The organism is Romboutsia faecis (assembly GCF_014323405.1).
GTDB classification, from domain to species: Bacteria; Bacillota; Clostridia; order Peptostreptococcales; family Peptostreptococcaceae; genus Romboutsia_E; species Romboutsia_E faecis.
This window is the reverse complement of record NZ_JACRWE010000009.1, coordinates 1-13,605: the sequence shown is the minus strand read 5'-3', so window position 1 is coordinate 13,605 and position 13,605 is coordinate 1. Positions and strand designations below refer to the sequence as shown.

General features: G+C 29.4%; 14 protein-coding genes, 2 rRNA genes and 1 other annotated feature. Of the genes, 2 read left to right on the top strand and 14 right to left on the bottom strand.

From position 1 onward, the window contains the following. Positions 1-38 precede the first annotated feature (38 nt). From H8923_RS14625 to H8923_RS14610, 4 genes are all read right to left on the bottom strand, one after another. Entirely contained in the window at positions 39-809 is a 771-nt protein-coding gene (locus H8923_RS14625; RefSeq protein ID WP_153972676.1) for a TatD family hydrolase, read from the bottom strand. An 11-nt stretch (positions 810-820) separates the two neighbouring features. Beyond that, on the bottom strand, positions 821-2,773 hold the full coding sequence (gene metG, locus H8923_RS14620) for a methionine--tRNA ligase (RefSeq protein ID WP_153972675.1): 1,953 nt from the start codon (positions 2,771-2,773) through the stop codon (positions 821-823). A gap of 54 nt (positions 2,774-2,827) precedes the next feature. Continuing rightward, positions 2,828-3,059 (bottom strand) — a binding site (T-box leader). A 239-nt stretch (positions 3,060-3,298) separates the two neighbouring features. Then, positions 3,299-3,823, bottom strand: coding sequence for a spore maturation protein (locus H8923_RS14615; protein WP_187127968.1), 525 nt, complete (start codon positions 3,821-3,823; stop codon positions 3,299-3,301). Then, on the bottom strand, positions 3,823-4,380 hold the full coding sequence (locus tag H8923_RS14610; protein WP_153972674.1) for a nucleoside recognition domain-containing protein: 558 nt from the start codon (positions 4,378-4,380) through the stop codon (positions 3,823-3,825). Before H8923_RS14610 ends, H8923_RS14615 begins: the two co-directional genes overlap by 1 nt. A 151-nt stretch (positions 4,381-4,531) precedes the next feature. Here H8923_RS14610 and H8923_RS14605 point away from each other — a divergent pair, with 151 nt between their 5' ends. After that, entirely contained in the window at positions 4,532-5,965 is a 1,434-nt protein-coding gene (locus H8923_RS14605; protein WP_153972673.1) for a nicotinate phosphoribosyltransferase, read from the top strand. 25 nt (positions 5,966-5,990) lie between these two features. Further along, on the top strand, positions 5,991-6,422 hold the full coding sequence (locus tag H8923_RS14600) for an Lrp/AsnC family transcriptional regulator (RefSeq protein WP_153972672.1): 432 nt from the start codon (positions 5,991-5,993) through the stop codon (positions 6,420-6,422). A gap of 53 nt (positions 6,423-6,475) precedes the next feature. Here H8923_RS14600 and H8923_RS14595 read toward each other — a convergent pair whose 3' ends face one another. The 10 genes from H8923_RS14595 to H8923_RS14550 all read right to left on the bottom strand — a co-directional run. Beyond that, positions 6,476-7,177 carry an HD domain-containing protein gene (locus H8923_RS14595; RefSeq protein WP_153972671.1) on the bottom strand — a complete coding sequence of 234 codons (702 nt, stop codon included), beginning with the start codon at positions 7,175-7,177 and terminating at the stop codon, positions 6,476-6,478. 25 nt (positions 7,178-7,202) lie between these two features. Beyond that, complete coding sequence (gene rsmI, locus H8923_RS14590; RefSeq protein WP_153972670.1) at positions 7,203-8,036, bottom strand: 16S rRNA (cytidine(1402)-2'-O)-methyltransferase; 834 nt, start codon at positions 8,034-8,036, stop codon at positions 7,203-7,205. Between the two features lie 5 nt (positions 8,037-8,041). Beyond that, positions 8,042-8,791, bottom strand: a complete 750-nt coding sequence (locus H8923_RS14585) for a tRNA1(Val) (adenine(37)-N6)-methyltransferase (protein WP_153972669.1) — start codon at positions 8,789-8,791, stop codon at positions 8,042-8,044. A 56-nt stretch (positions 8,792-8,847) separates the two neighbouring features. Continuing rightward, positions 8,848-9,735, bottom strand: a complete 888-nt coding sequence (locus tag H8923_RS14580; protein WP_153972668.1) for a PSP1 domain-containing protein — start codon at positions 9,733-9,735, stop codon at positions 8,848-8,850. Continuing rightward, positions 9,732-10,667 carry a DNA polymerase III subunit gene (locus H8923_RS14575; RefSeq protein WP_153972667.1) on the bottom strand — a complete coding sequence of 312 codons (936 nt, stop codon included), beginning with the start codon at positions 10,665-10,667 and terminating at the stop codon, positions 9,732-9,734. The genes H8923_RS14580 and H8923_RS14575 overlap by 4 nt, the downstream gene beginning before the upstream one ends. A gap of 17 nt (positions 10,668-10,684) precedes the next feature. Continuing rightward, positions 10,685-11,359 carry a dTMP kinase gene (locus H8923_RS14570; protein WP_153972666.1) on the bottom strand — a complete coding sequence of 225 codons (675 nt, stop codon included), beginning with the start codon at positions 11,357-11,359 and terminating at the stop codon, positions 10,685-10,687. A gap of 25 nt (positions 11,360-11,384) precedes the next feature. Next, positions 11,385-12,794: an aminotransferase class I/II-fold pyridoxal phosphate-dependent enzyme gene (locus H8923_RS14565; protein WP_153972665.1), complete on the bottom strand. Its 1,410-nt coding sequence runs from the start codon at positions 12,792-12,794 to the stop codon at positions 11,385-11,387. 203 nt (positions 12,795-12,997) lie between these two features. Beyond that, entirely contained in the window at positions 12,998-13,195 is a 198-nt protein-coding gene (locus tag H8923_RS14560; protein ID WP_330596681.1) for a DUF378 domain-containing protein, read from the bottom strand. A 91-nt stretch (positions 13,196-13,286) separates the two neighbouring features. Next, positions 13,287-13,403 (bottom strand): 5S ribosomal RNA (gene rrf, locus H8923_RS14555). A gap of 83 nt (positions 13,404-13,486) precedes the next feature. Beyond that, positions 13,487-13,605 (bottom strand): 23S ribosomal RNA (locus H8923_RS14550); the annotation flags it as partial.

Sequence of the window (13,605 nt, the reverse complement as noted above, 5' to 3'; positions counted from 1 at the left end):
AATTAGATCAATTATATCTAATCATCTTGAACTTTATATTATCTTATATTAAATAGCTTTTTAGCATTTTCCTTAGTTGCTTTGCAAACTGCTTCATAAGATATTCCTTTTTCCTGTGCTATCTTATCAGCTACAAAAGCTACCAACGATGGATCATTTCTTTTCCCTCTATGTGGTTCTGGAGCCATATAAGGTGAATCAGTTTCTATTAATAAATACTCTAGAGGAATTTCTTTTGCAACCTCTCTAGTTTTTTTATTGTTCTTGAAAGTAACTGTCCCTGGAATAGAAATATAGCATCCCATTTTTACATATTCCTTTGCTAATTCTACATTACCACTATAACAATGAAGTACACATCCTATTTCTGGGCTCTTAGTGCTCTTTATAATTTCAAAAGTATCACCATGCGCATCCCTATCATGTATTATTATTGGTAATTTTAATTCATTAGCAAGTTCTATTTGCTTTTTAAACCATTCTTTTTGTACTTCTCTTGGAGAATTGTCATAATAATAATCTAATCCTATCTCTCCTATAGCAACTACTTTTTCATTATCAGTAGCTAACTTTCTTAAAGTATCTATTGCAGTATCATCTAATTCTCCAACATCATGTGGATGAACTCCAACAGCTGCATATATAAAATCATATTTATTAGCTAGGTTTACACTATTTATAGAAGATTTTATATCTGCACCTGGATTTACAACTAAATCAACCTGCTTTTGTTTAAGAGAAGCTATTAATTCTTCTCTATCTTCATCAAATCGTTCATCATTTAAATGTGCATGTGAATCGAATAACATAATTATTCTCCTTATCTAACTTCGCATCCGTCTTTAGCACCAGTAGTTGTTGGTATTAATAAATCATCACCATCATCACCAGCTGCTAATATCATACCTTGAGACTCTACTCCTCTTAGTTTAACCGGCTTTAAGTTGCATACTACTATAACTTCTTTTCCAACCATTTCTTCTGGCTTGTACCATTTAGCTATTCCTGATACTATTTGTCTAGTTTCTGGCCCTAATTTTACTTGAGATACTAATAATCTGTCAGCTTTAGGATGCTTTTCACAGCTTAATATTTTACCAACTCTTAATTCTACTTTATCTAAATCGTCTATAGTTATTTCTTCTTTGTGAGTTAAAGTTTCTTCTTTTACTTCTTCTTCTTTTGTTTCTACATTACCACTAAATAATTGTTCCAATTCTACTACCTCTTTCTCTATATCTAATCTTGGGAATAAAGCTTCACCCTTGTGTACTTTAGTATTTTCTCCTATAAGTCCAAAAGTATTTGTACTTTCCCAGTTTGTTAATTCTTCTTGTCCTGCTATTCCTAATTGGTCATATATTTTATTAGCAGTTGTTTCCATCATAGGTCTTATTAAAGTTGATATTATTCTTATAGATTCACATAAGTTGTATAATACCGTATCTAATTCATCTTTCTTAGCTTCATCCTTAGCTAAAGCCCATGGCATAGTCTCATCAATATATTTGTTAGTTCTTCTTATTAACTTCCATACATTTTCTAATGCCTCATGGAATTGCATTTTATCCATTTCAGATTCGAAGTTTTCTCTAGATGATTTAGCTTGTGATTTTAAATCTTCATCAAATGCAGTTGCTACTTTTGCCATTGGTATTATTCCACCATTGTATTTTTCAACCATAGCTACAGTTCTGCTTACTAAGTTTCCTAGATCATTTGCAAGGTCTGAATTTATTCTAGTTACGAAATTTCTATGAGTGTAACTTCCATCTTGACCAAAAGCAAATTCCCTTAGTAAGAAATATTTAAGAGCATCTATTCCGTATCTTTCTATCATTGGCTCTGGATAAACTATATTTCCTTTTGATTTACTCATTTTATCATTAGCAAATAATATCCATCCATGTCCGTAAACTTGCTCTGGAACTGGTAAATCTAAAGCCATTAATAATGCTGGCCATATTATAGTATGGAATCTTACGATTTCTTTACCTACTATTTGAACATTTGCTGGCCAGTATTTTTTGAACTCTTCTTCATTGTCGCTCATGTATCCTAATGCAGTTATATAGTTACATAATGCGTCTACCCAAACGTAGATTACGTGTTTCTCATCAAATGGAACCTTTATACCCCAGTCGAAAGTAGTTCTAGTTACACATAAATCCTCTAAACCTTTGTCTAAAAAGTTTGCAACCATTTCATTCTTTCTAGATGCTGGGAAACAGAATTTATCATTTTGGAATAATTCTTTTAATCTATCTTCATATTTAGATAGCTTAAAGAAATAAGCTTCTTCTTTAGCTAAATATGTTTCTCTACCACAGTCTGGGCACTTATCACCATCTACTAATTGAGATTCTGTCCAGAAACTTTCACATGGAGTACAATATCTACCTTCATATGAACCTTTGTATATATCTCCTTGTTCATATAGTTTAGTGAATATTTTTTGTATAACGTCCTTATGTCTATCTTGAGTTGTTCTTATAAAATCATCATAAGATATATCCATTGTATTCCATAAATCTTTTATACCTGCTATCATTCCATCTAAGTATTCCATTTCTGTCATACCTTTTTCTCTAGCAGTTTTTTGTATTTTTTCTCCGTGCTCATCTGTCCCTGTAAGGAATTTTACATCAAATCCAGAGAAACGCTTAAATCTAGCTATTGCATCTGCTGCAACAGTAGTATAAGTATGTCCTATATGTAAATTTCCACTTGGGTAATATATAGGCGTTGTAACGTAAAAAGTTGGCTTGCTCATATTAACTTCCTCCTATTTTTTAGATATTAAAAAACTCGCCTCCTATGAATATTACATAGGGGCGAGATTATATACGCGGTACCACCCTAATTTATCTATAGTTTAAATTTATTCTAAACATATAGATATCTTAGTAGACTATAACGTGTCTAAACGTCTTATCCTACTTAAATTTCAGATAAAAAGCTCCAAGGCCATCTTCAATAAATCATTTAACACTAGCTTTCACCTAACCTAGTTCTCTGTCGAAAAAATCATTATTTACTCTTCTTTTCATAGCTTATTTTAATATAAAAATTATAATAATTCTTAACTTATTTAAAATATATATTTAATTCAATAAATTAATTAAATCTTATTCGTAGTATTAACTTATGTACCAATCATTATACATGTGATTAAATTATGTATTATTAATAATATTATTAATTTTTATTCTATTAAAATTATGTATTATTGTCAACTAAACTTTTAAACCTAAGATAATTAATTTAAGCAAATTTTTCACTTAAATTATTACAATTACTATGTAAAGATTAAGTAACATATAAATACTGATGCTATAACTCCTGCTATATGACTTAACATTGAGCATAATAATGTATATCTCGTATTTTTAATTTTTAAGCTTCCATAATAAATTGCCATTGTATAAAATATGGTTTCTGATGCTCCAACAATCGTAGAACCCATTTTTTCTATCAAAGTGTCTATACCTACTCTTTGTATTAATTCATTATACATTCCTAATGCTCCACTACCTGATAAAGGCTTTACAATTATTAATCCTATTAATTCTTTTGGAATACTCATAAGCTTTGCTATAGGAGAGAATATAAACTCTAGCATCTCGATTCCTTTTCCTGATTTGAATATACCTATAGCTAAAAATATAGCAATTATAGACGGTAATATAGACCATGCTGTTTTTAAACCATCTATAGCTCCTTTTACAAAGCTTTCATATATATCTACTTTATGGGTTTTTCCGTATATGATTATAAATAATATAATTAAAGGTATAATTAAGTTAGCAAATATATCTAGCACTATTTATCATTCCTCCTTTGAAAAAGTTTGCAAGTTACTATTCCTACAAAGGTGGATATTATCGTTGCAAATAGGGTTGTAACTATAATTTCATTTGGAAATTGAGCTCCAGCATCTCCTCTTACTTTAAGCATAGTAAAAGGAATTATCTGAACAGACGATATATTTATTACTAAAAACATAATCATATCATTACTCGCAGTATCTTTCTTTCTATTTAAAGTTTGTAACTCATCCATTGCCTTTAACCCAAATGCTGTAGCTCCATTCCCTGCTCCTAACATATTTAAAGCCATATTCATAACTATATAAGACATAGCCTTATGTCCTTTGGGAACGGAAGGAAATAATTTCTTCATTATAGGACTTAGCCTATCTCCTATTTTTTCTATAAGGCCAGAATCTTTAGCTATGTTCATTATTCCCATCCAAAATGCCATAATTCCAGCTAAACTTATAGCAAATTCAATTGCTTTAGAAGATTCATTTAAAAGAGCATTGTTTAACTCTCCTAGATTCTGAAAATACACACTTCCTAATATTCCTATTACAATCATATAAAACCATATCTTTCCTATTTTAATCCCCTCCCCTCTTAATAATTTTATGTTAGTTAAGGACTAGTTTATACTTGAAAGTTGAAGTGTATTGTGTTTTAGTATAGGTATAGGGTTTTTTTATAATTTTTAGTATTTAAGGAGAAAAATAATGAGAAATTTAACACTTCTTACAGACTTGTATCAACTTACTATGTTGAATGGATATTTTGAAAAAAATGTACATGAAGATGTAGTTGTGTTTGATATGTTCTTTAGGAAAAACGCATGTAAAAGTGGGTATACAATAGTTTGCGGTATTGAGCAATTAGTTGATTATATAAATAATCTTCAATTTTCAGAGGACGATTTAAAGTACTTAAAAAGTTTAAACCTATTCTCAGATAAATTCTTAGATTTTTTAAGGAACTTTAAATTTACAGGAGACATATATTCTGTTGAAGAGGGTACAATAATGTTCCCAAATGAACCTGTTATTACAGTTAAAGCTCCTCTATACCAAGCTCAACTTATAGAAACAGCTCTACTTACTATTGTAAATTTCCAATCTCTTATAGCTACAAAAGCATCTAAAGTTTGCTATGCTGCACAAGGAGATCCAGTTTTTGAATTTGGACTTAGACGTGCACAAGGACCAGATGCAGGTATCTATGGGGCTAGAGCTGCTGTAATAGGGGGCTGTAAGGCTACAGCAAATGTACTAGCTGGTAAAATGTTTGATATTCCAGTAGTTGGAACTCAAGCTCATAGTTGGGTTCAAAAATTCGACTCAGAATTAAAATCATTTGAAGCCTATGCTGATGTTTATCCTGATAAGTGCTTACTTTTAGTTGATACTTACGATGTATTAAATAGTGGAGTTCCTAATGCTATAAAAATATTTAAGGACTTAAAAGCTAATGGACATACACCACTTGGCATCCGTATAGACTCAGGGGACTTAGAATATCTATCTGTTGAAGCTAAGAAAATGCTAGAGGAAGCAGGTTTTACTAATTTAAGTATAACAGCATCTAATGATTTAGATGAATACACTATATCTGCTTTAAAATCAGGCAATTGTGCTATCAACTCTTGGGGTGTTGGAACAAAGCTAATAACTTCAGCTGATTCACCATCTCTTGGTGGCGTATATAAGTTAGCAGCTTCATATCAAGGTGATAAAATTATTCCAAAAATTAAAATTTCTGAGGACCCAGAAAAAATAAATAACCCAGGATATAAAAAAGTTGTTAGAATATACAATAAAGAGAATAAAGCTGAAGCTGATTTAATTATGCTTCATGATGAAGAAATAAATACTTCACAACCTCTTACTATATTCCACCCTACATATACTTGGAAAGAAACTACATTTGAAGACTACACAATTAAAGATCTTCATAAGCCTTTATTTGTAAATGGAGAATGTAAATTTAAATCTAAACCAATTACAGAAATACAGCAGTATGTACAGGATGAACTAAATACTTTATGGGATGCATATAGAAGACTTACTTGTCCAAAAACTTATAAAGTTGATTTATCACAAGAACTTTGGGATTTAAAAACTAATTTATTAGGTGATAAAGTTGTACAAAAATAATAACATAAATCAAAGGGGGCTACATATGGATATTACTGATTATAGAATTATAGAAATACTTCAGGATGACGGTAGAATTTCAATGAAGGACTTAGGTAAAATTGTTGGTTTAACTTCTCCAGCTGTTTCAGAAAGAGTAAAAAGACTTGAAGAAGCAGGCGTTATTGAAGGATATAAGGCAATAGTTAACCCAGATGCTTTAGGTAGAGTTATAAAGGCGTTTATACATATATCACTTCCAAGTGGAAAAGCTTATGATCAGTTTTTAGAGGTTGCTAAAGATGACCCTAGAGTAGTTGAATGTCACCATATAACAGGTGATGATTGTTCTCTTCTTAAAGTTATAGTTAAAGATATGTATGAATTAGAAAACGTAATTGATACTATAAAAACAATAGGTTCTACTAAAACTTCGGTAATATTGTCAACTCCAATACAGTCAAAGTCTATATTGTAATAAATAAAATAGACTATCTTAAAATGAATTATCCATCTTAAGATAGCCTATTTTTATTTTAATCTTTTGTATCTAAATTCATAATTAGTCAAGATAAATTCCATATAAGTTTTTATTACTCCTACTTCTTCATTAGGATTTAATAATTTTCTAGTAGCTACTATATCTGCATAGCCTAAAATCATAGATCCTATTGTATCATCTTCTAAAGTATCAAATATCTCAAATAGTTTCCCTTGACTTATATCATTTTTCTTATAAAAAACTAATAAAAACATATGATATCTAACATATTTAAATAGAGTATCTATTACACTTTGACTTAGCCCTAAGCTTCTTCCTAGAGCAATAACAATATCTCCACCTATTTTTTCATGACCTTTAAAGTGAACTCTTCCATTTTCATCAGTAGTTTTTGCATCAGGCTTACCAATATCGTGCATAAATATTCCTAATTTTAGTATATCAAGCTTAGTTATACCATGATCTACATTAGTATTTAAATAATTCCATATTCTATCTTTTAAATGACTTGGAAAGAAATTTTCGTCTTTTATGATATCTTCAAACTCCTTTAATGCGTTTATAGAATGATCAAAGCAATTTACTACATGATATTTACATTCTCCAACTTCCTTCATTTCGTTTATTTTAGGAATCAATTGTTCTAATGTTTTATCATTATCTAATTTTTTAAATTCTTCACTAGTATCTTTGCATTTTAAACTATTTATTAAAATCTTATTCAATTCCATATGTATCACCCCGAATGCTTATATCTTATAAATCTAATACTTGCTTATATACTACGTCCTTTTTTAACTTTCTTTCTTTGCAAACTGTTTTGATAGCCTCTTTTTTATCTAAACCACTGTTAATTAATTCTATTACATACTCTCTTTCTGTAAGATCATCATAGTTGTTTTTTTGAGTTTTCTCACCCTTGAAACCATCTACTATTAAAACAAACTCACCTTTAATATCTCTTTCATTAAATATATCTATTGCTTTATCTATATCTTCTCTTATTATTTCCTGATACTTTTTAGTAAGTTCTCTATTTATAGAAATTTTTCTATTTCCTAAAATCTTGCTCATATCTTTTAAAGTGTCCTTTAATCTATGAGGTGATTCGTAGAATATCATTGTTCTACTTTCTTCTTTTACAATTTCTAATTGCTCTCTTCTAGTCTTTTTATCTCTATCTAAAAAACCTTCAAATGCAAACTTTCTAGTATCTAATCCAGATCCTACTAAAGCTGTTACAAAAGCTGTGGCACCAGGTAAAACTTCTACTTCTATATTATTTTCAATAGCTTCTCTTATTATATCCTCACCTGGGTCAGAAATTCCTGGCATACCTGCATCACTTATTACTGCTACGTTTTCACCCTCAAGTAATTTATTGATTAAATACCCACCCTTGGAATCTTTATTGTGTTCATGGTAACTTGTTAATGGTTTTGAAATCTCAAAGTGATTTAAAAGTTTTATACTATGTCTAGTATCTTCAGCTGCAATTAAATCAACTTCATTTAATACCCTTAAAGTCCTATAAGTTATATCTTCTAAGTTTCCTATTGGTGTTGGACATATATATAATTTACCGCTCATATATCTTATTCTCCTATATCTTCATTTGCATATATATCATTTATTTCTTTTGTATATTTTCCATCTTCTCCATAAACATATAGTGGATCTAGTATTTTTAATTCTGGCTTTCCATCTTTCATAAATTCAACTAAAAGTAAGTTTGGAGCTTTATTAGCTCTTGGGTGCACAAACTGTACTACTTTTGGCTCTAGTCTATATTTTCTTCCAAGTTCAATAATATCTACTAATCTTGTTGGCCTATGTATCATGAAAAACTTTCCTCTAGGCATTACTAGTCTTGATGCAGCCCTTATAACATCCTCTAAATTACATTTTACTTCATGTCTAGATATTGCTTTTTTATCATTAGGATTTTTTATCCCATCCATATGCATATATGGAGGATTTGAAGTAACTACATGATATCCATGCACTTCTAGTACCTTATCTATACTTTTAATATCTGCATTTACAATTTCTACTCTATCCTCTAAATTATTTAATTTTACTGAACGAGTAGCCATTTCATATACTTCTTCTTGTATTTCTACTCCGACTATCTTCTTTGCTTTACTTTTACCTGCAATCAATATCGGTATTATTCCTGTACCAGTTCCTAAGTCTGCAACATTAGCATCTTTTTTTACTTTAGCAAAATTCGCTAAAAGAACTGCATCTATTCCAAAACAAAATCCATTAGTATCTTGTATTAGCTTTAGTCCCTTTAATTGTAAGTCATCTATTCTTTCTGTGTCCTTTAATTTTATGTCCATAAATATCTCCTTATTTAAAAGGGTAGGAAAATCCTACCCCTTTTTATATTACGAATTTAATCTTCTAATTTCTTTAACTCTCTTAATGTTGCTGCATCTAGTTGTTCATCTTTATTTTTACAGCAACCCCCACACTTTTTAGCTTCTTGTAATACTTTTATTTCTTCTCTCATACAAGTTTTTATAGTTTTATCGTTGAACTCAATTTTAGCTTGTTCTAATAAAGGATTTACTTCAATTACCTTACCTTTGTTTCCACTTACTTTAACTAAGTCCCCTACGCTAGGCATCTTTTCTATTGCTTCTACGTATACATCATGCTCATATTTTAAACAACAGAATAATCTTCCACATATACCAGATATCTTTGTTGGGTTTAATGATAAACTTTGGTCTTTAGCCATTTTTATTGAAACTGGTTGAAAATCTCCAAGCCATGAAGAACAGCATAAACTTCTTCCACATGGACCTAAACCACCAATTGATTTTGCTTCATCTCTAACTCCAATTTGTCTTAACTCTATTCTTGTTTTAAATATAGCAGCTAAATCTTTTACAAGTTCTCTAAAGTCTATTCTTCCCTCTGCAGTAAAGTAGAATATTAACTTATTTCTATCAAAAGTATATTCACAATCGATTAAGAACATAGTAAGATCATGCTCTTTTATTTTTTGTTGACATAATTCAAAAGTTTCTTTAGCTTTTTCTTTATTCTCCTTATATATGTTAGTATCTTCAGGAGTTGCTATTCTTATAATCGGTTTTAATGGTGATACTAATTTACTCTCATCTATTTCCTTTGGCCCAACAATTACTGTTCCATATTCTAAACCTCTTGCTGTCTCTACAACTACATCTGTATTTTGCTCTATCTCAAAATCTACAGGGTCAAAATAATATATTTTACCTGCATTTTTGAACCTAACACCCACTATTTTTATCATTTTATCACCTCATATATGTTCAAAGCCATAACTTGTATACTTACACTAAAGTTACAATTGCTTCTCATCTTTCTTTTTGTTTCTTCTATTATATCAATAATCTTAGATACTTGCGAATAAGTAATTTTAGTACTCATATTTTGTATAAATGTAATTCTATCCCCGTTTATTAACATATCCTTATCAGCTCTATCTTTGCATATCATAATGTCCCTAAAATAATTAATCATCATATCAAGAACAATAATAACTTTATCTTTATATTTATCCATATCACTTGATATATTTAGAATCTCTACCATATTTTTATCTAAAATATATTGAATATATTTTTGTATATCATCTCTCATTATTGAAAAGTCACTTGAATCAGATAGCTCTAAAGCTTTTTCTATACTACCTCTAGAAAAATTCGCTAATAATACAGATCTCTTTTCCTCAACTCCTCTATCCATTAAGTAATTTTTTAATTCCATAATAGATATTGGTAAAAACTTTATTATTTCACATCTAGATTTTATTGTAGGCAATAAAGATTCTTTATTATTTGTAACCAAAATTATTATAGCATATTCTGGTGGCTCTTCTAGAGTTTTTAATAATGCATTTTGAGACTCAACTGTCATCTTTTCTGCATGATTAATTACATATATTTTATATTTACTATGTGGTTTTATTATTATATCTGATTGTAAATCTCTAATTTGTGCTATTTTTATACTAGTTCCTGTAGGCTCTATATTTATATAATCTGGGCTATTATCTACATTATCAATATTAATAAGTAATTTCCCAAATTCTTTTGCAAATAAGTTTTTCCCAACTCCATCAATTCCTTCAAACATATATGCGTGATTAACCTTATTATTTTTAATTGAGTTTGTCATATACTTCTTTGCGAACTCTTGACCTATAATATTATTAAAATACATATTTACCTCTCCATAGGTTATATACTTTGCTTAACTATGTTATAGATTTCATCATGTATATCATCTATACTTCTTAAATTCCCATCTTTAACACAATTTATTTTTTTCCAGTTATACTTATTAGCTATATATAGTGCATTGTTATATGATTTTGTTAAATACTCTATATCACTTTCATGTATATCTTTCTTATCTTCACCTGTTATCTTGTTTTTTCTATTTTCCATTAGCTTTTGGCTAAACTCGATAGGAACGTCTAAAAATATAACGCAGTCTGGCTCTGGTATTTTATATAAATTAAATTCATAATCAACTAACCAGTCTAAGTACTTATCTCTATCTTTTGCATCCATCTTAGACGCCTGATGTACCATATTAGACGTCGTATATCGATCTGCTATAACTATTCCACCGTTGTTGTAAAATTCCTCCCACTCCATTTTAAATGAAGCATATCGATCAGCAGCATAAAATGTAGATGCTATGTATGGATCTACATCAGAAGGATTCTTTCCGAAGTCTCCTCTTAAATACATTTTTACCAATGCAGATGATTCTGAGTCATAGTTTGGATACTCTACTTTTCTTATATTACTATTTTCCTCTGATAGTTTTTCAAATAATTTTTTAGTTTGCGTGGCCTTTCCGCTAGCATCAGAACCACTTTCTATTATTATTAATTTACCTCTCATTTACTGTCCTCCATAGAATCTCGTACTATTCTATAATTTGAATTTGTCCTAAATTAGAATCTTTTAATCCACTTACATTCATTCCTTTTTCTTTACAGAATAATATATAGTCAATTATTTCTTTTGTTATTATCTCTCCAGGTGATGTTAAACTAATCCCTGGAGGATAAGGGATTATGTATTCTCCACATATCTTCCCTATACTTTCATATATTTTAACACTTTTCTTATTTTTATAAAATGCTTCTCTTGGTGTTAATTTTTTTACTGGTATATTATTAGGATACTCTATTTTCTCTATACTTTTATTAGCTCTATATTTTTCTGAGATTTCGTTTAAAGCAGTTTCTAAACTTTTGAAATCATTACTGTCATTTCCTATAGTGCAAATTAATAAAGATCCATAATAATTAGATAACTCTACTTGTATATTATACTCTTCTCTAAGTATAGTTTCTAGTTCATAACCTATTAATCCCATATTAATTGTAGATATAAATATCTTTGTCTTATCATTTGTATCATAAAATTCTATATTATTATTTTCCTTAAAAGAATTTTTTAGTTTATTAATGTTATTTAATAATTCGTCCATAAGTTTTGTTCCATACTTGTTGTAAATATCAACAGCTATTTCTAATGATGCCATTAATATGTATGATGGACTTGATGACTCTATAATCTTTAGAATTGATACTAATCGACCTTCATTTACCCTATCTCCCTGTATATGTATCATGGATGATTGAGTAAAGGAAGGTAATGTTTTATGTGTACTTTGTATAACTATATCTGCTCCTTGCTCTAAAGCTGTTTTAGGTAATTCTTCACTTAAACCTAAGTGTGCACCATGTGCTTCATCTACAATTACAACAATATCCTTGCTATGAGCATAGTCACATATCCTCTTTAGGTCATATGTCATTCCATAGTACGTAGGGTATGTAAGTATTATAGCCTTCGCATCTAAGTTACTATCTATAACTTTTATTGCATCATATATATTAATACCCTTAAGAATATTTGTATTTTTATCAATTTCTGAATTTATATATACTGGATCTATATCTCCTAAAATACATGCATTTATTACTGATTGATGACAATCTCTATTTGCAATGATTTTGCTTTTTGGTGGACATAATGCCATTATAGCTGCTTGTATTCCGCAAGTGCTACCATTTATTAAATAATAAGTTTTATCACTCTTAAATACCTCAGAAGCTCTTTCTTGAGATTCTTTTATTATACCTTCTGGTGAATGTAAATTATCAGTTCCTGGAATTTCCGTTGTATCCATAGAGTAGATTTTATTAAGTGTATTTTTATAATTTAATTTATCATAAATCTTACCCAGTTTATGACCTGGAACATGAAAAGATATTAATTTTTTATCTACGATACTATTTAGTTCCTCTATAATTAACTTGCTCATATATTCTCCTCATATATTTTCTTATATTATAAATTTCTTTATCTGTAAAATTATCTATCTATAAAATTATTTTATTTATTATTATATTGGTTATCATTATTATAGTTTATACATCTTCATATCCTTTATATTATTATAATCATAGATAAATTAAAAGACCGTTTCTAAATAACAGTCACGGTCTTTTATCTTCATATTAATTATTAATCACTTTTGTTTTCTAGTTTTTGAGTCATTATTAGATATATTCCAGCCAATCCTACAGTGAAGTACATCATTCTGCTTAGAACTTCATAAGTTCCTCCAAATACATTACCTAGTAAGTCTACTCCAAATGCTCCTATTCCGCCCCAATTAAGTGCCCCTACTATAACTAAAATAATTGCTAGCTTTCTCAACATGTCTATCACTCCTATTTTTCATTTTATAATAGTATTTACATGTTTTTAAAACCTAACATAATAAATATAAAAATATAATAAAAAAAAGATTACGTGGCTACGTCTTACTCTCCCAGGAGGTTGCCCCCCAAGTACCATCAGCGCTAAAGAGCTTAACTTCTGTGTTCGGAATGGGAACAGGTGTATCCTCTTTGCTATAGTAACCACATAATCTTTCGATTAACTTATATTAAGTTATTCAGAGTTAATACTCTAAAAACTGCATATCATTTATGATTTAATCATTTAAAATTGGTCAAGTCCTCGACCTATTAGTATCGGTAAGCTACATACATTACTGCACTTCCACCTCCGACCTATCAACCAGGTAGTCTTCCTGGGGTCTTACCCTTACGGTGGGAAATCTTATC

Bases quoted from the DNA above. Each gene is read 5' to 3' on its own strand.
- H8923_RS14625 (WP_153972676.1), bottom strand. From the start codon at position 809: ATGTTATTCGATTCACATGCACATTTAAATGATGAACGATTTGATGAA.
- metG (WP_153972675.1), bottom strand. From the start codon at position 2,773: ATGAGCAAGCCAACTTTTTACGTTACAACGCCTATATATTACCCAAGT.
- H8923_RS14610 (WP_153972674.1), bottom strand. From the start codon at position 4,380: ATGATTGTAATAGGAATATTAGGAAGTGTGTATTTTCAGAATCTAGGA.
- H8923_RS14605 (WP_153972673.1), top strand. From the start codon at position 4,532: ATGAGAAATTTAACACTTCTTACAGACTTGTATCAACTTACTATGTTG.
- H8923_RS14600 (WP_153972672.1), top strand. From the start codon at position 5,991: ATGGATATTACTGATTATAGAATTATAGAAATACTTCAGGATGACGGT.
- H8923_RS14595 (WP_153972671.1), bottom strand. From the start codon at position 7,177: ATGGAATTGAATAAGATTTTAATAAATAGTTTAAAATGCAAAGATACT.
- rsmI (WP_153972670.1), bottom strand. From the start codon at position 8,036: ATGAGCGGTAAATTATATATATGTCCAACACCAATAGGAAACTTAGAA.
- H8923_RS14585 (WP_153972669.1), bottom strand. From the start codon at position 8,791: ATGGACATAAAATTAAAGGACACAGAAAGAATAGATGACTTACAATTA.
- H8923_RS14580 (WP_153972668.1), bottom strand. From the start codon at position 9,735: ATGATAAAAATAGTGGGTGTTAGGTTCAAAAATGCAGGTAAAATATAT.
- H8923_RS14575 (WP_153972667.1), bottom strand. From the start codon at position 10,667: ATGTATTTTAATAATATTATAGGTCAAGAGTTCGCAAAGAAGTATATG.
- H8923_RS14570 (WP_153972666.1), bottom strand. From the start codon at position 11,359: ATGAGAGGTAAATTAATAATAATAGAAAGTGGTTCTGATGCTAGCGGA.
- H8923_RS14565 (WP_153972665.1), bottom strand. From the start codon at position 12,794: ATGAGCAAGTTAATTATAGAGGAACTAAATAGTATCGTAGATAAAAAA.
- H8923_RS14560 (WP_330596681.1), bottom strand. From the start codon at position 13,195: ATGTTGAGAAAGCTAGCAATTATTTTAGTTATAGTAGGGGCACTTAAT.